Source organism: Hymenobacter edaphi (genome assembly GCF_003258365.1).
Taxonomy (GTDB): Bacteria; Bacteroidota; Bacteroidia; order Cytophagales; family Hymenobacteraceae; genus Solirubrum; species Solirubrum edaphi.
Genome location: NZ_QHKM01000003.1, coordinates 170,317 through 190,886 on the forward strand (window position 1 = coordinate 170,317; position 20,570 = coordinate 190,886).

Genomic DNA, 20,570 nt, shown 5'->3' on the forward strand with positions numbered 1-20,570 from the left:
GAAGAAACCGAACGGTGAAATAGCAACAAGCTAAAGCTTAAACACAAGCAACATGGCGTTTGCAAAAACGAAGAAGCTGGTTCAAGACTTCTCGAAAGTCACCATCTCGCTCGCCTCTCCGGAAGCCATTCTGGAGCGCTCGAACGGGGAAGTGGTGAAGCCCGAGACGATCAACTACCGCACGTACAAGCCCGAAATGGGCGGCTTGTTCTGCGAGCGGATCTTCGGACCGGTAAAAGACTGGGAGTGCCACTGCGGCAAATACAAGCGCATTCGCTACAAGGGCATCATCTGCGACCGTTGCGGCGTGGAGGTGACCGAGAAGAAGGTGCGCCGTGAGCGGATGGGCCACATCGAACTGGTGGTACCCGTTGCGCACATCTGGTACTTCAAGTCGCTGCCCAACAAGATTGGTTACCTGCTGGGCCTGCCCACCAAGAAGCTCGACCAGATCATCTATTACGAGCGTTACGTGGTAGTGCAGCCGGGCTTGCTGGAGGCCGACGGCGTACAGCAGTTCGACTTCCTGACGGAAGACGAATACCTGGACATCATCGACAAGCTCCCCCGCGAGAACCAGATGCTGCCCAACGAGGACCCGCAGAAGTTCATTGCCAAGATGGGGGCCGAAGCGCTGCAAATGCTGCTCGAGCGCCTGAACCTGGACGAGCTGAGCTACTCCCTGCGTGACTCCGCCGCCCACGAAACCTCGCAGCAGCGTAAGGCGGAAGCCTTGAAGCGTCTGCGCGTGGTGGAAGCATTCCGCGAAGCCAACGGCCGCATCGAGAACCGCCCCGAGTGGATGGTGATTCGCATGGTGCCGGTGATTCCGCCGGAGCTGCGTCCCCTCGTGCCCCTGGACGGTGGCCGTTTCGCCACCTCCGACCTGAACGACCTGTACCGTCGCGTTATCATCCGCAACAACCGCCTCAAGCGCCTGATCGAAATCAAGGCCCCGGAGGTGATTCTGCGCAACGAGAAGCGCATGCTGCAGGAAGCTGTCGACTCCCTGTTCGACAACTCGCGCAAGGTGAATGCCGTGCGCGCCGAAGGCAACCGTGCCCTGAAGTCGCTGTCCGATATGCTGAAAGGCAAGCAGGGCCGCTTCCGTCAGAACCTGCTCGGTAAGCGCGTCGACTACTCGGGCCGTTCGGTTATCGTGGTAGGCCCCGAGCTGAAGCTGCACGAGTGCGGTCTGCCCAAGAACATGGCGGCCGAGCTGTTCAAGCCGTTCATCATCCGCAAGCTCATCGAGCGCGGCATCGTGAAGACGGTGAAGTCGGCCAAGAAAATCGTGGACCGCAAGGACGCCGTGGTGTGGGACATCCTGGAGAACGTGCTGAAAGGCCACCCGGTGCTCCTGAACCGTGCTCCTACGCTGCACCGCTTGGGTATCCAGGCGTTCCAGCCGCGTCTGATCGAGGGCAAAGCTATCCAGCTGCACCCGCTGGTGTGTACCGCCTTCAACGCTGACTTTGACGGTGACCAGATGGCTGTGCACGTGCCCCTCGGGCCGGCCGCCGTGCTGGAAGCCTCGATGCTCATGCTGGCCTCGCACAACATCCTGAACCCGGCCAACGGCGCCCCGATTGCGGTACCGTCGCAGGACATGGTTCTGGGCCTGTACTACGTGACCAAGGGCAAGCGCACCACCGAAGAGGAAGTAGTGCAGGGCGAAGGCCGGGCGTTCTACTCCGCTGAAGAGGTTGTTATTGCCATCAACGAAGGTCAGCTCTCCAAGCACGCCTACATCAAGGTGCGCACGAAAATCCGCGACGAGGAAGACAACCTGGTGACGAAGGTGATTGAGACCGTGGCTGGCCGCGTGCTCTTCAACCTGCACGTGCCGGAGGAAGTCGGCTTCGTGGACGAGCTGCTGACCAAGAAGAAGCTGCAGCAGATCATCTCGCTGGTGTTCAAGCGGACGGGCATGGCCCGCACGGCGCAGTTCCTCGACGACATCAAGACGCTGGGCTTCCAGTCGGCTTACAAAGGTGGTCTGTCGATGGGTCTGGGCGACATCAACATCCCGAAAGAGAAGGATGAGCTGATTCTGCAGGCCCAAAACGACGTGAAGGCGGTAACTCAGAACTACCAGATGGGTCTGATTACCGACAACGAGCGTTACAACCAGGTTATCGACATCTGGACGCGTATCAACAACCAGATTACGGAGACCCTCATGTCCCGCTTGGAGAAGGAGAAGCAAGGCTTCAACTCCATCTACATGATGATGCACTCCGGTGCCCGTGGTTCGCGCGAGCAGATCCGTCAGCTCGGCGGGATGCGGGGTCTGATGGCCAAGCCGCAGAAGTCGCTGCAGGGTTCGGTGGGCGAGATTATCGAAAACCCGATTCTGTCTAACTTCAAAGAAGGCCTGGACGTAATCGAGTACTTCATTTCGACGCACGGTGCCCGTAAGGGTCTGGCCGACACCGCGCTGAAAACGGCTGACGCCGGCTACCTGACCCGCCGTCTGGTGGACGTGTCGCAGGACGTTATCGTGAACGACGTCGACTGCGGTACCCTCCGCGGCATCGAAACCTTCGCCCTGAAGGACAACGAGGACATCGTGGAGCCGCTGGCCGAGCGTATCCTGGGCCGCGTGGCGGTGCACGATATCGTGGACCCGCTGACGGACGAGGTAATCCTGCCGGCCGGCGAAGAAATCACCGAGGAAATCACGCGCCGCATCGACAACACCAGCATCGAATCGGTGGAAATCCGCTCGGTACTGACCTGCGAAGCCAAGCGTGGTATCTGCGGCAAGTGCTACGGCCGTAACCTGTCGTCGGGCCGCATGGTCCAGAAAGGTGAGGCTGTCGGCGTAATTGCTGCCCAGTCCATCGGTGAGCCGGGCACCCAGCTCACGCTGCGTACCTTCCACGTAGGTGGTACGGCCTCGAACATTGCCGTGGAAGCCAACATCCGCGCCAAGTTCGCCGGCGTCATCGAGTTTGAAGACGTGCGCACCGTGGATTCGGTGAATGCCGAAGGCGAACCGGTGAAAGTGGTGATGGGCCGCTCGGGCGAAGTACGTATCGTGGAGAAAGGCACCGGTAAGGTGTACATCTCGAACCACGTGCCGTACGGCTCGTTCCTGCTCGTCGACGAAGGGCAAGAGGTAGAGAAGGGCCAGGAGCTCAACAACTGGGACCCGTACAACGCCGTTATTCTGGCCGAATTCGATGGTACCATCGTCTACGAGGGTATCAAAGAAGGCATCACCTACCGCGAGGAGTCGGACGAACAGACCGGCTACCGCGAGAAAGTGTTTATCGAATCCAAGGACAAAACCATGGCTCCGGCCATTATGGTGAAGGCCGGACGTTCGGGCGGCGACGAAAACCAGAAGGCGTACAACATCCCCGTAGGCTCGCACATCAACGTGGAGAACGGCGAGAAAATCAAGGCCGGTCACATCCTGGCCAAGATTCCGCGCGCCGTGGGCAAAACCCGCGACATTACGGGTGGTCTGCCCCGCGTAACCGAGCTGTTCGAGGCCCGCAACCCGTCGAACCCGGCGGTGGTGTCGGAAATCGACGGCGTGGTAACCTATGGAACGGTGAAGCGTGGTAACCGTGAAATCTTCGTGGAGTCGAAAGACGGCGTGAAGAAAAAATACATGGTGCCGCTGTCCAAGCACATTCTGGTGCAGGACAACGACTTCATCCGTGCCGGCTCGCCGCTGTCGGATGGCGCCATTACGCCGAACGACATCCTGAGCATTCAGGGCCCGGGTGCCGTGCAGGAGTACCTCGTGAACGAGATTCAGGAAGTGTACCGCTTGCAGGGCGTGAAAATCAACGATAAGCACATCGAGGTGGTCGTCCGCCAGATGATGCAGAAGGTGATTATCATGGACCCGGGCGACACCTCGTTCCTGGAGCACCAGTCGGTCGACAAGGTGACGTTCATGGAAGAAAACGACTCCATCATCGACATGAAAGTCGTGACGGAGGAAGGGGATTCTTCCATCCTGAAGCGTGGTCAGATCGTGACGGCCCGCAAGCTGCGCGACGAGAATTCCTCGCTGCGTCGCCGCGACCTGAAACTGGTGGAAGTGCGCGACGCTTCGCCGGCCGTTTCGCGTCCGACGCTGCAGGGCATCACGCAAGCCTCGCTGGGTACGCAGTCGTTCATCTCGGCCGCTTCGTTCCAGGAGACGACCAAGGTGCTGTCGGAAGCTGCCATCCGTGGCAAAGCCGACGAACTGCTGGGCCTGAAGGAAAACGTTATCGTGGGTCACCTCATTCCGGCCGGTACCGGTCTGCGCGAGTACACGCGCATTCAGGTCGGCTCGACGGAGGATCCGGAACCGGCACCCGCCGCTCCGGCCGCCCCGGAAACGCGCCCCGCCCGCGCCAGCCGCAGCAAGCGCGAAGTATCGGCGGACTAGTCCGTCGGCCGCTTCGGCTGATTAAGTAAGGAAGCCCGCCGGAAGCAATTCCGGCGGGCTTTTCTTTTTAGGGGGTTACTTTTGATTTATGAAGCTTGCCGCTATACTTATCGGATTAGTGACTTCAACCAGTTGTTCCATGCAGAAAGATGATGCCGCCCAGCTGACGGATACAAGGGAATCCAAATATCAGATTGGACAAGTTTGGCAGTACAAAACCCGGCCAGCGGAGCCGAAGTCCACGCTCACTATTTTCAAAGTGGAACAATCACCCAAGGATGGCGTCATCGTCCATGTCAGCATTGATGGTCTGCAGATGGCAAATCCGCAAAATCTCTCCGGCGCCAGCAATTCTATTGGGCACATGCCATTCGCTGAGGCTGCTATTGATTCCAGCGTGACAGCATTGCTGAAGAGCAATCAAGTCGTGACTGCTGACTTTATGGACGGCTACAACTATTGGCGCGAGGCCTTTTTAGCCGGTAAAGGCGGTATCTTTTCCGTTCCAGTGAAGGAAGCAGTAGCGTACTCGGAAGAAACTGTAACTACGGGCAAGCGCACCGCAGAATAAATAACACGGTGGAATACAACCTTTCCGCCCATTCATAGACGACCACATGGCCCAACAACCACCCGTTCCCGGACCCGAAGAACAACAAATCAACATCGAGCTGTCGGAAGACGTAGCCGAGGGCGAATACGCCAACCTGGCCATGATTGCGCATTCCAGCAGCGAATTCGTCATCGATTTTATCCGCCTAATGCCCGGCCTGCCCAAAGCCAAGGTGAAAGCCCGGGTGGTCATCACGCCGGAGCACGCCAAGCGGCTGCTGGCGGCGCTGCAGGACAACCTGGACCGCTACGAGCGGAGCTTTGGCCCGGTGAAAACGCAGACGGAAATGACCAGCTTCCCGATGAACTTCAGCGGGACGATGGGGGAGGCATAATCCGCGTCATTGTCGACGACAACCTTCAGGAGCTGCGGCGTTGTCCGCGGCTCTTGCTATTTTCAGCCAATGGCCCTCGACCGTTTCTCCTCCCACGCCGCCCAGTACGCCCAGTTCCGTATCAGTTACCCGCCGGCGCTGTACGAGTTCCTGCTGTCCATCACGCCCGGCCGCACGGCTGCCTGGGACTGTGGCACCGGCAACGGCCAGGTAGCTGCCGACCTGGCCCCGCACTTCGGCCGGGTGGAAGCTACCGACATCAGCGAGAAGCAACTGACGCAGGCAGTAGAGCAGCCCAATATCCATTACCACGTCAGCGGGGCCGAGCACACGCCGTTTGCCGCCGATACCTTCGACCTCGTGACCGTGGCGCAGGCCCTGCACTGGTTCGATGCGGCGGCCTTTCACCAGGAAGCCGCGCGGGTAGCCAAGCCCGGTGCCACTATTGCCGAGTGGGGTTATGGTCTGGTGAAAGTCAACGCGCAGATTGACCCGCTGATTCAGCATTTCTACACCGATATCGTCGGGCCGTACTGGGACGAGAACCGCCGGCACATCGACGACGAGTTTGCCCGCATTCCGTTTCCTTTCGCTGAGGCGCAGCACCGACGCTTCGAGGAGCGGCAGCATTGGGATGCCGAACGGTTTCTGCGTTACTTGCAGACGTGGAGCAGCGTGCAACACTACCAGCAGGCAGTAGGGGAGGAGCCGCTGCGGCAGATTGAGCAGCCGCTGCGGGAGCTATGGGGCGCAGAAAAGCGCGAAGTCTGCTTCCCGATATTCCTGCGGACCGGCAAAATCAGTAAGTAGTAAACTACGCTACGGAATGCCGTTATTGGTAAATAAGCTTACGAATCACGCAAATGTGCTTGGTAGAACTGGGCTTTGAGTACCGCATCATCTGCACGTTGACCATCGAGCAGGCCAACAGCATCCTCGCCAAAGCCCCCAACCTCGACCATTGCGACGAATTAGGGCGGCATGAGTACCGCGGTTCCGGCAGCTTAACCGGTATGCCCGATGCGGAGCTGCAGCGCGCCGAGTACGGCCTCTACTTCTGCGACTACAGCCGCAGCCGCACCAGCCTGGAGGTACTGGGCTACGTTCTCAGCCGCTGCGCCGACCTGGGGCCGGTGACGCTGCAGGCAGCGGATTAGCGCTGATTTCGACTTGTTCCGCTTCCCGAAAGCCCGCTCGATTCCGAGCGGGCTTTTACCATTCTATAAGGTCGGCCGCCCTACTACCGCCAAACCCACTGATACTGAGCCTGCCGGCCTCTTCAGGTTAAGTTATAATACCCGTTTGCTATTGTAAATCAGAGTATCTACCTTTGCAAGCCTAATTTTTTGGGAGAAGACCCTCCCGGACAAAACGCTCAATAGATGCCAACCATCAACCAATTAGTGCGCAAAGGCCGCGAGAAGCTGACGACGAAATCCAAGTCGCCGGCCCTCGATTCGTGCCCGCAGCGCCGTGGTGTGTGCACCCGCGTGTACACCACCACGCCCAAGAAGCCGAACTCGGCCATGCGTAAAGTAGCTCGCGTGCGTCTGACCAACGGCAAAGAAGTTAACGCCTACATCCCGGGCGAAGGCCACAACCTGCAGGAGCACAGCATCGTGCTGATCCGCGGTGGTCGTGTGAAAGACCTTCCCGGCGTGCGTTACCACATCATCCGTGGCGCTCTGGACACCGCCGGCGTAAACGGCCGTCTGCAGCGCCGCTCGAAGTACGGTGCCAAGCGTCCGAAGCCCGGTCAACCGGCTGCAGCAGCTGGCAAAGGTGGCAAACCCGCAGGCAAGAAGAAATAGTAATCAGGCAGTTGGGGCCTGAACGTTGACCACGGGTCTGAGTAATGCGCCGCAAAGCGCGTGAAGCTAGGTCACGAACTACCCCAGTCCCCACGACTCCTCATATACCATGAGAAAAGCAAAACCGAAGAAGCGTATCCTCCTGCCGGACCCCAAGTTCGGCGAGACGCTGGTAACCCGTTTCGTTAACTACCTGATGTACGACGGCAAGAAGAGCCTGGCGTACGGCATCTTCTACGATGCCCTGGAGCAGGTAGAATCGCGCACCAAGGAAAACGGCCTCGAGCAGTGGCGCAAAGCCCTGAACAACGTGATGCCGACCGTGGAAGTAAAGAGCCGCCGCGTAGGCGGTGCTACCTTCCAGGTGCCCACCGAAGTTCGCCCCGACCGTCGTATTGCCGTTGGCTCGAAGTGGCTGATTCAGTACTCGCGTCGCCGCGGTGAGAAGACGATGAAAGACAAGCTGGCCGGCGAGATTATCGCCGCCGCCAAAGGTGAAGGTGCCGCCGTCAAGAAGAAGGACGACACCCACCGGATGGCCGAAGCCAACAAGGCCTTCTCGCACTTCCGCTTCTAACCATAGGAATTTGGGTGCTTGGGGACTTTCGGGCGGGAATTGTTGTTAAGTCGCAATTCTCATCCTAGAGTCCCCAAGTTCCTAAGACCCCATACTGACATGGCCGTCAACGAAAACCTGAAGTACCTCCGCAACATTGGGATTATGGCGCACATCGACGCCGGTAAGACCACGACCTCGGAGCGCATTCTTTACTACACGGGCAAGACCCACAAAATCGGGGAAGTGCACGAAGGTGCCGCCACGATGGACTGGATGGAGCAGGAGCAGGAGCGTGGTATCACCATCACCTCGGCCGCTACCACCACGTTCTGGAACTACCCGACCAACGAGCAAGGTGACCCGACTCCGGACACCAAGCAGTACAAAATCAACCTGATTGACACCCCCGGCCACGTTGACTTCACCGTTGAAGTTGAACGTTCGCTGCGCGTGCTCGACGGTGCCGTTGCTCTGTTTTGCGCCGTATCGGGCGTAGAGCCGCAGTCGGAAACCGTATGGCGTCAGGCCGACAAATACAAAGTGCCGCGCATCTGCTTCGTCAACAAGATGGACCGCGCCGGTGCTGACTTCTTCAAAGCCGTAACCGAAATCAAGGACAAGCTCGGTGCTAACCCCGTGCCCCTGCAGATTCCGATTGGCGCTGAAGACACCTTCAAAGGCGTAGTGGACCTGCTCACCGGCAAAGCCATCGTGTGGGACGACGCTACCCAAGGCAAATCGTACCACGAAATCCCGGTTCCCGAGGATCTGGTGGAAACGGTAGCCGAGTGGCGCCAGAAGCTGGTGGAAAGCGTTGCCGAGTACGACGACGCTCTGCTGGAGAAATTCTTCGAAGATCCGGACAGCATCACCCGCGAGGAAATGATGAAGGTAATCCGCCAGGCGGTTATCGACATGAAGTTCTCGCCCGTAATGTGCGGCTCGGCCTTTAAAAACAAGGGTGTTCAGTCGATGCTGGATGGCGTAATGGCCTACCTGCCCTCGCCGCTCGATATGCCCGCCATCATCGGTACCAACCCCGACACCGGCGAGGAAGTAGAGCGTCACCCCGACAACTCGGAGCCCTTCACCGCCCTGGCGTTCAAGATTGCCACCGACCCCTTCGTGGGCCGTCTGTGCTTCTTCCGCTGCTACTCGGGTCAGCTCGATGCCGGTTCGTACGTGTTCAACAACCGGACGGGCAAGAAGGAGCGCATCTCGCGTCTGATGCAGATGCACTCCAACAAGCAGAACCCCATCGACAAAATCCAGGCTGGTGACATTGCCGCCGGTGTGGGTTTCAAAGACATCAAGACCGGTGACACCCTGACGGAAGAGAAAGACCGTCTGGTGCTCGAGTCCATGTCGTTCCCCGAGCCCGTAATCGGCTACGCCATCGAGCCCAAGACTCAGGCTGACGTTGATAAGATGGGTATGGCCATTGCCAAACTCGTGGAAGAAGACCCCACCCTCACGGTATTCACCGACCAGGAGACTGGCCAGACGGTACTGCGCGGCATGGGTGAGCTTCACCTGGAAATCATCATCGACCGCATGCGCCGGGAGTTCAAGGTTGAAATCAACCAAGGTGCTCCGCAGGTAGCCTACAAAGAGATGATTACCAAGAAAATCGAGCACCGCGAAGTCTACAAGAAGCAGACGGGTGGTCGTGGTAAATTCGCTCACGTTGAATTCGAAATCGGTCCGAAAGAAACCGAGCCGGAGAAACCCGGTCTGGAATTCGTCAACGGCATCACCGGCGGCGTTATCCCGAAAGAATTCATTGCTCCGCTGCAGAAAGGCTTCGAAGAAGCCATGAAGCACGGCGTACTGGCGGGCTTCCCGATGGACTCGATGCGCGTGCGGATCTACCACGGTTCGTACCACGACGTTGACTCGGACGCCCTGTCGTTCGAAATGGCAGCTCGTCTCGGCTACAAAGAGGCAGCCCCGCGTTGCGCTCCGAAGCTGCTCGAGCCCATCATGGCTGTAGAAGTAGTGTCGCCGGACGAGTACACGGGCCCGGTAACGGGTGACCTGAACCGTCGTCGTGGCATCATGAAAGGCATGGACACCAAGGCTGGCGCTCAGGTTATCAAGGCTGACGTTCCGCTGTCGGAGCTGTTCGGCTACGTGACCGATCTGCGCACCATCTCCTCGGGCCGCGCTTCGGCTTCGCTGACCTTCTCGCACTACGAGCAGGTGCCGCAGAACCTCGCCGAAGGCATCATCGCCAAAGTAAAAGGCGGTAAATAATCATTGCTTTCACAAGCTGACCTCATGAACCAGAAAATTCGTATCAAACTGAAGTCTTACGATCATAACCTCGTCGACAAGTCGTCGGAGAAGATCGTAAAGGCGGTGAAAGCAACGGGTGCCATCGTGAGCGGCCCGATTCCTTTGCCGACGGTAAAAGAAAAGTTCACCGTGCTCCGTTCGCCCCACGTGAACAAGAAGTCGCGTGAGCAATTCCAGCTCTGCACCTACAAGCGCCTGGTGGACATCTTCTCGACCTCGTCGAAAACGGTGGACGCTCTGATGAAGCTCGAACTGCCGAGCGGCGTTGACGTAGAAATCAAAGTCTGAGCCTAACGGCTCCGCAAAAAAGCCCCGCTGGCCTCGGCCGGTGGGGCTTTTTGTTTGCAACCATTCCCCTCCTCCGCTGCTCTGCGTAGAAGGGGAGCAACGCCGTGCCCGGCAAGGCTGGCACGAAATCGGTAACTTGCGTTTCGCCCAAGCGTGCAGCTGTGGGTATGCGTCCAACGTCTGTGAGTATTTCTGCCGTTTCAAGTACGTCTTCCTGGCTAACGGTCGGCCGCATCCAAACGGCCGCGGCTATCAGCTGCGGCATGGTGATTACCGGGTTGTTCACCTTCCCGTTCTTCCGCGTGCTGTCGAGCATTGGCCAGGGCTGCCTGTTGTTATGCGCCCTGAGCTACTTCGCGCATTTCCGAGAAGTGGCCCAGCGCAGCAAGTGGCCGGTATACCTGGGCTTCGCCCTGATTTTCCTGATGCACCTGGTAGCCGGGCTGAATACCAGCGCCGCCAACGCCAAGGAGTTCTGGCGCGATATTCTGCTGCAGTTGCCCTTCGTGCTGCTTCCTCTGTCGTTCTGGATTTTGCCGCCGCTCCTGATCAGTGATTTAAAACGGCTGTACAAGCTGCTGCTGGGCGTCACCACTTTTTCCGCCATCGGCAGCACCATTTATTACCTGCTGAATGCGGAGTACATCAACGAGCTGTACACCCATTCCAAGATAATGCCCACGGTGCCCGACCACATTCGGTTCAGCCTGCTGATCGTGCTGTCTATTGCCGTGGGCGCCGTGATGCTGAACCGTATGGTTCTGACGGGCTGGCGCCGAGCGGCCGTGCTGGCCGCGACGATATTCCTGGCCGGCTTCCTGCACCTGCTGGCCGTTCGTAGCGGTTTGGTCGCGCTGTATGTGCTGGCAGTAGTAGCCATTGGCTATCTGGTGAAAAAATGTGCCTGGCGCAAGGCGGCCTTCGTGGCGGCGCTGATGATTACGCTGCCGGTTGCTAGCTACTTTGTGCTGCCCACGTTCTACAACAAGTACCACAATACCAAGGACGACGCCAGCCGGGTGGAGCAGACCCGCTCGGCTAACAACTATTCCCTGGTTGGCCGGGTGTACTCGTACCAGACGGCCCTGCAGGTATGGAAAGACCACCCGCTGTTCGGTGTTGGTAAGGCTGATCTGCGCGATGAAATGTCGGCGCGCTACCGGGAGTTCTTTCCCCAGATCGATGCGGCGCACCAGATTCAGCCGCACAACCAGTTCCTGTTCTACCTAGTTGCGTTCGGCACCTTGGGACTGGCATTTTTTGTGGCGGCGTTTTACTACCCGCTGTGGTGGGCCCGCCGCCGGCACGCGCCCATGCTGGTGGCGCAATACATCATCGTAACACTGTCCTTTATGGTCGAGCCGACGATGGAAGGGCAGACTGGCCTCACTTTCTCGTTGTTCTTTCTACTGCTACCCTTGAGCAGCGTAGCCGGATGCCGCCAGGAGCGAGGGGTACGCAAAGGCCGGCAGTGGCGCCCGGCATAATCCAATAAGCCGCGCGTAAATAGGATTTGGCCGCGCTTAGCAAATTGCTGACCAGATTCGTGAAGCGGGCAGGATAAGGGGGACAGAGGCTGCTGCTGCGGGCAGCAAACTGATTGACTGATAGCCGCAAGGGCAGACCGGAGTATCTGAATTATTTTCAGATAGGGTAATGCTTTTGTCTTAACAATTCCCTAGCTTTGCACTCCCTTTCCGAAAACGCCATTCGGGCGTTTTCTCTGTGTCTTTTCTAAAACCCCATTCGAATGCCTGGCATTATCGGTAAAAAAATCGGTATGACAAGCCTCTTCACTGCGGACGGTCGGAACGTGCCTTGCACGCTCATCCAAGCCGGTCCGTGCGTAGTGACGCAGGTGAAGACGCTCGACGTTGACGGCTACACGGCCGTTCAGCTCGGCTACGGCGACAAGAAGGCCAAGAACACCAACAAACCGTTGGCTGGCCACTTCGCTAAGGCGGGAGTTACCCCCCGCAAGAAACTCGTCGAGTTCCGCACCGACGACGTGGCATCCTACTCGCTGGGTGCTGAAATCAAAGCTGACTACTTCGCCGAAGGTGACTTCGTGGACGTGGTAGGTACCTCGAAAGGTAAAGGCTTCCAGGGCGTTGTAAAACGCCACAACTTCGCCGGTGTGGGTGGCCAAACCCACGGTCAGCACAACCGCGGCCGTCACCCCGGCTCGATCGGTGCTTGCTCCTGGCCTTCCCGCGTGTTCAAGGGCATGCGTATGGCTGGCCGCATGGGCGGTGACCGTGTAAAAATCCAGAACCTGAAGGTGCTGCGCGTGGTGAACGAGCATAACCTGATTCTGGTGAGCGGCTCGGTACCCGGTGCTAAAAACGGTTACGTGATTCTGGAGAAATAGGCGCGATGGAACTCTCTGTATTGACGATCAAAGGCGAGGACACCGGCCGCAAGGTGACGCTGTCCGACGCAATCTTCGGGCTGGAGCCGAACGAGCACGCCATGTACCTCGACGTGAAGCTGTACCTGGCCAACCAGCGCCAGGGCACGCACAAGTCGAAGGAGCGCGCTGAAATCGCCCGCACGACCAAGAAACTGAAGAAGCAGAAAGGTACCGGCGGTGCCCGCGCTGGTTCGATGAAGTCGCCGGTGTTCATCGGTGGTGGCCGCGTGTTCGGTCCCAAGCCGCGTGACTACGGCTTCAAAGTGAACAAGAAAACCAAGCAGCTGGCCCGCCTGTCGGCCCTCTCGGTACTTGCTCGCGAAAACCGTCTGGCCCTGGTGGAGAACTTCTCCCTGGAAGGCCCCAAGACGAAGGATTTCCTGAACATCCTGAGCGGCCTGAAGCTGAACACCGGCAAGAAGACCCTGCTGGTAACCGGCTCGGTTGACAAGAACGTGGTACTGTCGGCCCGCAACATCCAAAAGGTGAAGGTGGCTGTTCCCACGGCCCTGAACACCCACGACCTGCTGAACACCGACACGCTGCTGCTGTCGGAGGCTGGTCTGGAGACGCTCACCCAACTTTACACGGCCGCTGAGTAATGAGCATCATCAAGAAGCCCATCGTGACCGAGAAGGCAACGTCGCTGAACGAGAAAGGCCAGTATGCCTTTGAAGTGGAGCGCACCGCCAACAAGGTTGAAATCAAAAAAGAAATCGAGAAGCTCTACGGCGTGACCGTGGTGGGCATCAGCACCATCCGCAGCCAGGGCAAACTCAAGTCGCGCTTCACCAAAACCGGTGCCGTTACTGGCCGTCGTGCTTCCAGCAAGAAGGCCATCGTAACCGTGAAGGAAGGCGAAGTAATCGACTTCTACAGCGGCATCTAAGCCAGCTGAATTTCTGACCGAGGCCCCTCGCTAGAGCATTTTCGCTATAAAATGGCACTCAAAAAACTAAGACCAACATCACCGGGTCAGCGCTTCCGTATCGCCCCGGGTTTCGACGAGATTACCACGTCGACGCCGGAGAAGTCGCTGTTGGCACCCAAGAAAAAATCCGGTGGCCGGAATGATTCCGGGAAAATGACCAACCGTTACATCGGTGGTGGTCACAAGCAACAGTATCGTATCATCGACTTCAAGCGTAGCAAGCACACTGTGCCGGCTACCGTGAAGAGCATTGAGTACGATCCGAACCGTACGGCGCGCATCGCCCTGATCAGCTACGCTGACGGCGAGAAGGCCTACATCATCGCTCCGAATGGCCTGCAGGTGGGTGCTACCGTGGTAGCTGGCCCCGGCGCCGCTCCGGAACTGGGCAACGCCCTGCCGCTGCGCGAAATGCCGCTCGGTACGATTGTTCACAACATCGAGCTGATGCCGGGTGCCGGCGCAGTGCTGGCCCGCTCGGCCGGTACCTACGCCCAGCTGGTAGCTCGCGAAGAAAAGTACGCGACGCTGAAACTGCCCTCCGGCGAGATGCGCATGGTCCTGGTGACCTGCATGGCTACGGTTGGCACCGTTTCGAACGGTGAGCACATGAACGTACGTCTCGGCAAAGCCGGTCGTCACCGTTGGTTGGGCTACCGTCCGCGTGTTCGTGGTGTGGCAATGAACCCCGTTGACCACCCGATGGGTGGTGGTGAAGGCCGCTCGAGCGGTGGTCACCCGCGCAGCCGCAAAGGCCTGCTCGCGAAGGGTTACAAGACCCGCAACAAGAACAAGTACTCTGAGCAACTCATCGTTTCGCGTAAAGGCAAGAAGTAATGGCACGTTCGCTTAAAAAAGGCCCGTACATCGACTTCCGCCTGGAGCGGAAGGTGCAGGTGATGGAGGAGTCCAACAAGAAATCGGTGGTGAAGACCTGGTCGCGCCGCTCGATGATTTCGCCGGACTTCGTAGGGCATACCTTCGCCGTGCACAACGGCAATAAGTTCATCCCGGTGTACGTGACCGAAAACATGGTTGGTCACAAGCTTGGGGAATTTGCGCCCACGCGCAACTTCCGCGGCCACGTAGCCAAGAAAGATAAAGGCAAGCGCTAAGACATGGAAGCAGTAGCCAAACTCCGTAACGTACCGACCTCGCCGCGCAAGATGCGCCTCGTGGCCGGCCTAGTACGCGGCAAAAGCGTTACCCGTGCCTTGGGCTTGTTGAAGTTTGAGGCCAATTCGGGTGCTGAGAAAATCGAGAAACTGCTCCTGTCGGCCCTGGCCAACTGGCAGCAGAAGAACGAGGATGAGCGCATCGAAGACGCTAACCTGTACATCAAAGAAATCTTCGTTGACGAAGGCCGCCAGCTGAAGCGCCTGCGCCCCGCCCCCCAGGGCCGTGGCCACCGCATCCGCAAGCGTAGCAACCACGTCACGCTGATCATCGACTCGAAGGTGGAAGCCATTGGCAGCCGCCAGGGGCTGAAAGACGCCGCCGCTAAAGTGGAAACCGCTCCCGCCGCCAACTCGGCTGCTGAAGCTGCTCCCGCTAAGAAGACGGCCCGTCGTTCGACCAAGAAAGCTGACACCCAAACCGCGGCTAACGCCGCCGAATAGTAACCATGGGACAGAAAGTTAATCCCGTTGGCTTCCGCCTCGGTATCGTTAAAGGTTGGGACTCTAACTGGTACGGCGGCAAAGACTTCGCCGACAAGCTGGTAGAGGACGAAAAGATCCGCAAATACATTCTGGCACGCATCCCGAAGGGCGGCATCTCGAAAATTATCATCGAGCGCACCCTGAAGCGTATCACCATCACCATCAACACGGCTCGTCCGGGTGTGGTCATCGGTAAAGGCGGCCAGGAAGTTGATAAGATCAAGGACGAACTGAAAAAGCTCACGAGCAAGGACGTTCAGATCAACATCTTCGAAATCAAGCGTCCGGAACTCGACGCCAAGCTGGTAGGTGAGAGCATTGCTCAGCAGCTGCAGGCTCGAATCTCGTTCCGCCGCGCGATGAAGCAAGCCATTCAGGGCGCACTCCGCGTGGGCGCTGAAGGCATCAAGGTGCAGTGCGGCGGCCGCCTCGGCGGTGCTGAAATTGCCCGTTCGGAACAATACAAGGAAGGCCGCACCCCGCTGCACACCCTCCGCGCTGACATTGACTACGCCCTCTCGGAAGCCCAGACGGTGTATGGCAAAATCGGCATCAAGGTGTGGATCATGCGTGGCGAGGTATTCGGCAAGCCCGACCTGTCGCCCAACCAGCTGCTGAGCCAGCAGCAAGGCCCGGCCGGCAACGACCGTGGCGACCGTGGCCCGCGCGGTGAGCGTGGCGACCGGGGTGACCGTGGTGGCCGTGGCGGCGACCGTGGTGGCCGTGGTGGCAACGACCGTGGCCCGCGTGGCGGCGGTGACAACCGTGGTGGCCAAGGTGGCTTCGGCGGTGGTGCCGGTGGCAACCGTGGCGGCCAAGGTGGCGGCGCTAATCGTGGCGGTCAAGGCGGCGGCGCAAGCCGTGGCCCGCGTCGCTAGTCCTTCTTCCTTCCACTTCTTTTTCGAGACTAAGACATGTTACAACCGAAAAGAACCAAGTATCGGAAGATGCAGAAGGGCCGCGTAAACGGCCTGGCCTATCGTGGCAGCTCGCTGGACTTCGGTTCGTTTGGCATTAAGTCGCTGGAGGCCGCTTGGATCACCGCGCGTCAGATTGAAGCTGCTCGTATCGCCATGACCCGCGCTATGAAGCGTGAAGGTCAAGTGTGGATCCGCATCTTCCCGGACAAGCCTATCACCAAGAAGCCCGCCGAGGTACGTATGGGTAAGGGCAAAGGCTCGCCCGAATACTGGGTAGCCATTGTGAAGCCCGGCACCATCCTGTTTGAATCGGATGGCGTTTCGCTGGAACTCGCACAGGAGTCGCTGCGTTTGGCGGCTCAGAAGTTGCCGGTTCGCACCAAGTTTGTCGTTCGTCGTGACTTCGTTGAGGCATAAGCAAGATGAAAAACGCTGAAATCCGTGCCCTTTCGATCGAGGATCTGAAAGAGCAAATCAACAAGGAGCAGACGGGCGCGCAAACCCTGCGTTTCGCCCACGCTATTTCCCCGCTCGAAAACCCGGTCCGCATCAAAACGGCCCGCCGGAACATCGCCCGCCTGCTCACCGAGCTGAAGCGTCGCGAGCAGGAGCAGCAATCGTAGTCCCCCGCTAGTAATGGAAAACAACGCAGAACAGCAGGGCACCGCTACGGTAGAGCGTAACCTGCGCAAAGAGCGTATCGGCCGCGTGACCAGCAGCAAGATGGATAAAACCATCGTGGTCGTGGTCGAGAGCAAAATGAAGCACCCGATTTACGGCAAGTTCGTAACGAAATCGACCAAATTCACCGCTCACGACGAGAACAACGAGTGCGGCGAAGGCGATACGGTGCGCATCATGGAAACCCGCCCGCTGAGCAAGCGCAAGCGGTGGCGTCTGGTAGAAATCGTAGAGCGAGCCAAGTAATATGATCCAGCAAGAATCCCGTCTGACGGTAGCCGACAACAGCGGCGCCAAAGAAGTGCTCTGCATCCGTGTCCTCGGGGGCACCGGCAAAAAGTACGCTTCGGTAGGCGACAAAATTGTCGTAGCTATCAAGTCGGCCATCCCTTCGGGCAACGCCAAGAAGGGTTCCGTATCGAAAGCTGTGGTGGTTCGCACGAAGAAGGAAGTACGCCGTAAAGACGGTTCGTACATCCGCTTCGACGACAACGCCGCCGTGCTGCTCAACAACAACGACGAGCCTCGCGGCACGCGTATCTTCGGCCCGGTGGCCCGCGAACTGCGCGAGAAGCAGTTCATGAAGATCGTTTCGCTGGCTCCTGAAGTTCTCTAACCGCAATGGCACTGAAAACCAAAGAAGCAAAGCCCGCGAAGCTGCACGTGAAAACCGGTGATACCGTCCAGGTAATCGCCGGTGACGAGCGCGGCAAGACTGGCGTCATCAAATCGGTGAACCGCCAGACCCAGCGCGTCATCATCGAAGGCCTGAACCTGGTCACGAAGCACTCGAAGCCGAGCGCCAAGAACCCCCAGGGTGGCATCTCGAAGATCGAGTCGCCGATTCACGTCAGCAATGTCAAGCTTGTTAGCTCGGCTAACGCCTAATCAAGTATCCGACAATGGCTCGACTGAAAGAAATTTACGACAAGGAGATTCGCCAGCAGCTGCAGGAGAAATTCCAGTTCAAGAGCACCATGCAGGTGCCGCGCATTACCAAAATCTGCATCAACCGCGGTATTGGTAAGGCTGTAGCCGACAAGAAGCTCGTTGACAACGGCGTGGACGAACTGACCATCATCACCGGTCAGAAAGCCGTTCCGACCATCGCCAAGCGTTCGGTTTCGAACTTCAAGCTGCGCGAGGGCATGCCGATCGGCGCCCGCGTGACGCTGCGTGGCAACCAGATGTACGAGTTCCTGGACCGTCTGCTGACCGTGGCTCTGCCCCGCGTCCGTGACTTCAAAGGCATCAACGACAAAGGCTTCGACGGCCGTGGTAACTACACCCTCGGCATCAAGGAGCAAATCATCTTCCCGGAAATCTCCATTGACAAGATCAAGGAGATTGGCGGGATGGATATTACCTTCGTGACGACGGCTGAAAACGACGAGCAGAGCTACGAGCTGCTGCGCGCCTTCGGGATGCCGTTTGCTAACGCCAAGAAAAGCAGCTAATCCATGGCTAAGGAATCAATCAAAGCAAGAGAGCGGAAGCGTGAGGCGCTGGTAGCTCGCTACGCCGAGAAGCGCAAGGCCCTGAAAGCCGCTGGCGACTTCGAAGGTCTCGACAAACTGCCCCGCAACGCTTCGCCCGTACGTCTGCACAACCGTTGCAAACTGACCGGCCGTCCGCGTGGCTACATGCGCAAGTTTGGCATCAGCCGCGTAACGTTCCGGGAAATGGCTTCGGCCGGCAAAATCCCCGGCGTAACGAAAGCTAGCTGGTAGTCCGCTACCGCCAGCAATGCTCAGCAAAACTGCTCAGCTGAAACTCTCTCGGGAGTTTTGGCTGGGCAGTTTTCTTTTGATGTAATCTTGGGTCACTCAAGTCGCTTTATGAAGCTATACGAACACATGGAAACCTACCTCGGGCTAATATCACGTGGGTGGGCGGAGAAGAATAAAAAGTATGGGATTCAAGTGGTGTTGTTCGAGCAAAATCCAGCTGAGGACCTGTCCACTTACTGCACTCTGGGGTTGGATAAGTTCGTGCTCGACATAGGTGACGGCAAGAAGATTCGGCAAGAGTTAATCTTCAGCACTTACAAAACCTATCCGCCTGATGAGGTGGCCTCGTTTCTCATGACGTTTGCAGAAAGCGTTGCTGATAGTGGCAAAGGGTTATTGAGAGGAGAAGTTATAGAAGGTAAGCCACTGATAGATGGGGTAGAGGTAACAGGAATGTATGCGTCTGTACCTGTGTTCTGGCCTGATGAATTACATGAGTTTGAAGGAAGCTCGCCAACCACGATTTTCGTTTGGTTGCTTCCCATACTCAAATCAGAAGCTGAAGTAATACGCGAAGAGGGATGGAACTACTTCGAGCATTATCTAGAGGAACATTCAGAAGCTGATTTGTGGGATTTGGATAGAGATGCTATTCCGTTGCGCTAGAGTATCCGCAGAACATTATGACAACTAAGCTAAGTTGCCTATTGCTTTTGTGTTAAGCATTTACGTATCTTTGCACCCCAGAATGCTCTAGGGCCGTGGGGGACGCCCCACACACCATTTGGCAGGTTGCCACAAGAAACCATTGGCTGCGGCGGAAACGCTGTGGATGTCAAGTAGTCTTAACCGAGGATTTCGCCGTCATAGGAAGACTATGGCTGCGAAATTTTCCTACCTTTGCGGTTCCCTTAACGCGGGATGCCCTTCAAATCATCCAAATGAACACAGATCCGATTGCCGACTACCTGACCCGGGTGCGCAACGCCATCAAGGCCAACCACCGGGTAGTAGAAATTCCGGCTAACAAAATCAAAAAGGAAATCACGAAAGTACTCTACGAGAAAGGGTACATTCAGAGCTACCGTTTTGATGACTCGGCAGTACAAGGCACGATCAAAATCGCGCTGAAGTACCACCCCGTGACCAAGAAGCCCGCCATCCAGAAGCTGCAGCGGATCAGCACCCCGGGCCTGCGTACGTACGCCCACGTTGAAAACCTGCCGCGCGTGCTGAGCGGTCTGGGCATTGCCATCCTGTCGACCTCGAAAGGGGTAATGACGGAGAAGGAAGCTCGCACCCAGAACGTAGGCGGCGAGGTGCTGTGCTACGTGTACTAAGCTCAACGCAGCAGTAAACTCCCGACAATATGTCCCGCATTGGTAAACTCCCGATCAGCCTGCCCTCGGGCGTGCAGGTATCGGTTGATAACGACAACACCATCACGGTTAAGGGCCCCAAAGGGGAACTGAAAACCGCTGTCGACCGCGACATCACGGTACGCTCCGAAGACAACACCGTAGTCGTAGAACGTCCTACCGAGCAAAAGCGCCACAAGGCCATGCACGGCCTCTACCGTTCGCTGCTCAACAACATGGTAACCGGCGTCAGCACCGGCTACACGCACCAGCTGGAACTGGTGGGCGTAGGTTTCAAGGCTACTGCTACCGGCTCGACGCTGGAGCTGGCCCTGGGCTACTCGCACAACATCTTCCTGGCGCTGCCGAAAGAAGTAACCGCTACGGCCGTTACCGAAAAAGGTAAGAACCCCATCATCACCCTGACCAGCATCGATAAGGAACTCATCGGCCAGGTGGCCGCTAAGATTCGTTCGTTGCGCAAGGTGGAGCCCTACAAAGGCAAAGGTGTGCGCTTCGTTGGTGAGCAGATTCGTCGTAAGGCTGGTAAGACTGCCTCGAAATAACCGAGCAT

General features: G+C 57.8%; 26 protein-coding genes and 1 pseudogene. All 27 read left to right on the top strand.

All coding sequences use genetic code 11. The features are described 5' to 3' along the window. Nucleotides 1–52: 52 nt before the first annotated feature. The 27 genes and pseudogenes from rpoC (at nt 53) to rplF (ending at nt 20,562) form a co-directional block, all read left to right on the top strand. Complete coding sequence (rpoC, locus tag DLM85_RS11110; protein WP_111478186.1) at nt 53–4,399, top strand: DNA-directed RNA polymerase subunit beta'; 4,347 nt, start codon at nt 53–55, stop codon at nt 4,397–4,399. An 88-nt stretch (nt 4,400–4,487) separates the two neighbouring features. Further along, the gene (locus DLM85_RS11115; protein WP_111478187.1) at nt 4,488–4,970 is read left to right on the top strand and encodes a hypothetical protein; all 483 of its coding nucleotides are present in this window, start codon (nt 4,488–4,490) and stop codon (nt 4,968–4,970) included. A gap of 46 nt (nt 4,971–5,016) precedes the next feature. After that, a complete protein-coding gene (locus DLM85_RS11120) occupies nt 5,017–5,346 on the top strand; it encodes a DUF3467 domain-containing protein (protein WP_111478188.1) in 330 nt (109 codons plus the stop codon). A 69-nt stretch (nt 5,347–5,415) separates the two neighbouring features. After that, nucleotides 5,416–6,156 carry a class I SAM-dependent methyltransferase gene (locus tag DLM85_RS11125; protein ID WP_111478189.1) on the top strand — a complete coding sequence of 247 codons (741 nt, stop codon included), beginning with the start codon at nt 5,416–5,418 and terminating at the stop codon, nt 6,154–6,156. A gap of 53 nt (nt 6,157–6,209) precedes the next feature. Next, nucleotides 6,210–6,503, top strand: coding sequence for a hypothetical protein (locus DLM85_RS11130; RefSeq protein WP_111478190.1), 294 nt, complete (start codon nt 6,210–6,212; stop codon nt 6,501–6,503). Nucleotides 6,504–6,728: 225 nt separating this feature from the next. After that, a complete protein-coding gene (rpsL, locus tag DLM85_RS11135) occupies nt 6,729–7,157 on the top strand; it encodes a 30S ribosomal protein S12 (RefSeq protein WP_078013202.1) in 429 nt (142 codons plus the stop codon). Nucleotides 7,158–7,266: 109 nt separating this feature from the next. Then, nucleotides 7,267–7,734, top strand: a complete 468-nt coding sequence (rpsG, locus tag DLM85_RS11140; protein WP_111478191.1) for a 30S ribosomal protein S7 — start codon at nt 7,267–7,269, stop codon at nt 7,732–7,734. A 99-nt stretch (nt 7,735–7,833) separates the two neighbouring features. Further along, entirely contained in the window at nt 7,834–9,972 is a 2,139-nt protein-coding gene (gene fusA / locus DLM85_RS11145) for an elongation factor G (RefSeq protein ID WP_111478192.1), read from the top strand. Nucleotides 9,973–9,996: 24 nt separating this feature from the next. Then, nucleotides 9,997–10,302, top strand: coding sequence for a 30S ribosomal protein S10 (gene rpsJ / locus DLM85_RS11150; protein WP_111478193.1), 306 nt, complete (start codon nt 9,997–9,999; stop codon nt 10,300–10,302). Nucleotides 10,303–10,406: 104 nt separating this feature from the next. Continuing rightward, nucleotides 10,407–11,789: an O-antigen ligase family protein gene (locus tag DLM85_RS11155; RefSeq protein WP_133257016.1), complete on the top strand. Its 1,383-nt coding sequence runs from the start codon at nt 10,407–10,409 to the stop codon at nt 11,787–11,789. Nucleotides 11,790–12,052: 263 nt separating this feature from the next. Further along, a complete protein-coding gene (gene rplC, locus DLM85_RS11160; RefSeq protein ID WP_111478195.1) occupies nt 12,053–12,673 on the top strand; it encodes a 50S ribosomal protein L3 in 621 nt (206 codons plus the stop codon). Nucleotides 12,674–12,678: 5 nt separating this feature from the next. After that, complete coding sequence (rplD, locus tag DLM85_RS11165; RefSeq protein WP_111478196.1) at nt 12,679–13,317, top strand: 50S ribosomal protein L4; 639 nt, start codon at nt 12,679–12,681, stop codon at nt 13,315–13,317. Next, a complete protein-coding gene (rplW, locus tag DLM85_RS11170; protein WP_078013195.1) occupies nt 13,317–13,604 on the top strand; it encodes a 50S ribosomal protein L23 in 288 nt (95 codons plus the stop codon). Before rplD ends, rplW begins: the two co-directional genes overlap by 1 nt. 51 nt (nt 13,605–13,655) lie before the next feature. Beyond that, a complete protein-coding gene (gene rplB / locus DLM85_RS11175) occupies nt 13,656–14,483 on the top strand; it encodes a 50S ribosomal protein L2 (protein ID WP_111478197.1) in 828 nt (275 codons plus the stop codon). Beyond that, nucleotides 14,483–14,761 (top strand): 30S ribosomal protein S19, encoded by a 279-nt coding sequence (rpsS, locus tag DLM85_RS11180; protein ID WP_078013193.1) that lies wholly within the window; start codon nt 14,483–14,485, stop codon nt 14,759–14,761. The genes rplB and rpsS overlap by 1 nt, the downstream gene beginning before the upstream one ends. Before the next feature lie 3 nt (nt 14,762–14,764). Then, nucleotides 14,765–15,109: pseudogene (rplV, locus tag DLM85_RS11185) on the top strand (50S ribosomal protein L22); the annotation flags it as partial. 161 nt (nt 15,110–15,270) lie between these two features. Further along, entirely contained in the window at nt 15,271–16,185 is a 915-nt protein-coding gene (rpsC, locus tag DLM85_RS11190; RefSeq protein WP_111478199.1) for a 30S ribosomal protein S3, read from the top strand. A 36-nt stretch (nt 16,186–16,221) separates the two neighbouring features. Then, on the top strand, nt 16,222–16,644 hold the full coding sequence (gene rplP, locus DLM85_RS11195; protein ID WP_078013190.1) for a 50S ribosomal protein L16: 423 nt from the start codon (nt 16,222–16,224) through the stop codon (nt 16,642–16,644). Nucleotides 16,645–16,649: 5 nt separating this feature from the next. After that, on the top strand, nt 16,650–16,850 hold the full coding sequence (rpmC, locus tag DLM85_RS11200) for a 50S ribosomal protein L29 (protein WP_111478200.1): 201 nt from the start codon (nt 16,650–16,652) through the stop codon (nt 16,848–16,850). A 13-nt stretch (nt 16,851–16,863) separates the two neighbouring features. Then, nucleotides 16,864–17,154 (top strand): 30S ribosomal protein S17, encoded by a 291-nt coding sequence (gene rpsQ / locus DLM85_RS11205; protein WP_111478201.1) that lies wholly within the window; start codon nt 16,864–16,866, stop codon nt 17,152–17,154. A gap of 1 nt (nt 17,155) precedes the next feature. After that, on the top strand, nt 17,156–17,524 hold the full coding sequence (gene rplN / locus DLM85_RS11210; RefSeq protein WP_111478202.1) for a 50S ribosomal protein L14: 369 nt from the start codon (nt 17,156–17,158) through the stop codon (nt 17,522–17,524). 5 nt (nt 17,525–17,529) lie between these two features. Continuing rightward, a complete protein-coding gene (rplX, locus tag DLM85_RS11215) occupies nt 17,530–17,796 on the top strand; it encodes a 50S ribosomal protein L24 (protein ID WP_111478203.1) in 267 nt (88 codons plus the stop codon). 14 nt (nt 17,797–17,810) lie between these two features. Continuing rightward, on the top strand, nt 17,811–18,365 hold the full coding sequence (gene rplE, locus DLM85_RS11220; RefSeq protein WP_111478204.1) for a 50S ribosomal protein L5: 555 nt from the start codon (nt 17,811–17,813) through the stop codon (nt 18,363–18,365). A 3-nt stretch (nt 18,366–18,368) separates the two neighbouring features. Continuing rightward, nucleotides 18,369–18,638 (top strand): 30S ribosomal protein S14, encoded by a 270-nt coding sequence (gene rpsN, locus DLM85_RS11225; RefSeq protein WP_111478205.1) that lies wholly within the window; start codon nt 18,369–18,371, stop codon nt 18,636–18,638. A gap of 126 nt (nt 18,639–18,764) precedes the next feature. Next, nucleotides 18,765–19,304, top strand: coding sequence for a suppressor of fused domain protein (locus tag DLM85_RS11230; protein WP_165822113.1), 540 nt, complete (start codon nt 18,765–18,767; stop codon nt 19,302–19,304). A gap of 275 nt (nt 19,305–19,579) precedes the next feature. Continuing rightward, nucleotides 19,580–19,978, top strand: coding sequence for a 30S ribosomal protein S8 (gene rpsH, locus DLM85_RS11235; RefSeq protein ID WP_059072181.1), 399 nt, complete (start codon nt 19,580–19,582; stop codon nt 19,976–19,978). 29 nt (nt 19,979–20,007) lie between these two features. Further along, on the top strand, nt 20,008–20,562 hold the full coding sequence (rplF, locus tag DLM85_RS11240; RefSeq protein ID WP_078013184.1) for a 50S ribosomal protein L6: 555 nt from the start codon (nt 20,008–20,010) through the stop codon (nt 20,560–20,562). Nucleotides 20,563–20,570: the final 8 nt, after the last annotated feature.

Excerpts from the sequence above, each read along its gene's own strand:
- rpoC (WP_111478186.1), top strand. The coding sequence starts at position 53 with ATGGCGTTTGCAAAAACGAAGAAGCTGGTTCAAGACTTCTCGAAAGTC.
- DLM85_RS11115 (WP_111478187.1), top strand. The coding sequence starts at position 4,488 with ATGAAGCTTGCCGCTATACTTATCGGATTAGTGACTTCAACCAGTTGT.
- DLM85_RS11120 (WP_111478188.1), top strand. The coding sequence starts at position 5,017 with ATGGCCCAACAACCACCCGTTCCCGGACCCGAAGAACAACAAATCAAC.
- DLM85_RS11125 (WP_111478189.1), top strand. The coding sequence starts at position 5,416 with ATGGCCCTCGACCGTTTCTCCTCCCACGCCGCCCAGTACGCCCAGTTC.
- DLM85_RS11130 (WP_111478190.1), top strand. The coding sequence starts at position 6,210 with ATGTGCTTGGTAGAACTGGGCTTTGAGTACCGCATCATCTGCACGTTG.
- rpsL (WP_078013202.1), top strand. The coding sequence starts at position 6,729 with ATGCCAACCATCAACCAATTAGTGCGCAAAGGCCGCGAGAAGCTGACG.
- rpsG (WP_111478191.1), top strand. The coding sequence starts at position 7,267 with ATGAGAAAAGCAAAACCGAAGAAGCGTATCCTCCTGCCGGACCCCAAG.
- fusA (WP_111478192.1), top strand. The coding sequence starts at position 7,834 with ATGGCCGTCAACGAAAACCTGAAGTACCTCCGCAACATTGGGATTATG.
- rpsJ (WP_111478193.1), top strand. The coding sequence starts at position 9,997 with ATGAACCAGAAAATTCGTATCAAACTGAAGTCTTACGATCATAACCTC.
- rplC (WP_111478195.1), top strand. The coding sequence starts at position 12,053 with ATGCCTGGCATTATCGGTAAAAAAATCGGTATGACAAGCCTCTTCACT.
- rplD (WP_111478196.1), top strand. The coding sequence starts at position 12,679 with ATGGAACTCTCTGTATTGACGATCAAAGGCGAGGACACCGGCCGCAAG.
- rplW (WP_078013195.1), top strand. The coding sequence starts at position 13,317 with ATGAGCATCATCAAGAAGCCCATCGTGACCGAGAAGGCAACGTCGCTG.
- rplB (WP_111478197.1), top strand. The coding sequence starts at position 13,656 with ATGGCACTCAAAAAACTAAGACCAACATCACCGGGTCAGCGCTTCCGT.
- rpsS (WP_078013193.1), top strand. The coding sequence starts at position 14,483 with ATGGCACGTTCGCTTAAAAAAGGCCCGTACATCGACTTCCGCCTGGAG.
- rpsC (WP_111478199.1), top strand. The coding sequence starts at position 15,271 with ATGGGACAGAAAGTTAATCCCGTTGGCTTCCGCCTCGGTATCGTTAAA.
- rplP (WP_078013190.1), top strand. The coding sequence starts at position 16,222 with ATGTTACAACCGAAAAGAACCAAGTATCGGAAGATGCAGAAGGGCCGC.
- rpmC (WP_111478200.1), top strand. The coding sequence starts at position 16,650 with ATGAAAAACGCTGAAATCCGTGCCCTTTCGATCGAGGATCTGAAAGAG.
- rpsQ (WP_111478201.1), top strand. The coding sequence starts at position 16,864 with ATGGAAAACAACGCAGAACAGCAGGGCACCGCTACGGTAGAGCGTAAC.
- rplN (WP_111478202.1), top strand. The coding sequence starts at position 17,156 with ATGATCCAGCAAGAATCCCGTCTGACGGTAGCCGACAACAGCGGCGCC.
- rplX (WP_111478203.1), top strand. The coding sequence starts at position 17,530 with ATGGCACTGAAAACCAAAGAAGCAAAGCCCGCGAAGCTGCACGTGAAA.
- rplE (WP_111478204.1), top strand. The coding sequence starts at position 17,811 with ATGGCTCGACTGAAAGAAATTTACGACAAGGAGATTCGCCAGCAGCTG.
- rpsN (WP_111478205.1), top strand. The coding sequence starts at position 18,369 with ATGGCTAAGGAATCAATCAAAGCAAGAGAGCGGAAGCGTGAGGCGCTG.
- DLM85_RS11230 (WP_165822113.1), top strand. The coding sequence starts at position 18,765 with ATGGAAACCTACCTCGGGCTAATATCACGTGGGTGGGCGGAGAAGAAT.
- rpsH (WP_059072181.1), top strand. The coding sequence starts at position 19,580 with ATGAACACAGATCCGATTGCCGACTACCTGACCCGGGTGCGCAACGCC.
- rplF (WP_078013184.1), top strand. The coding sequence starts at position 20,008 with ATGTCCCGCATTGGTAAACTCCCGATCAGCCTGCCCTCGGGCGTGCAG.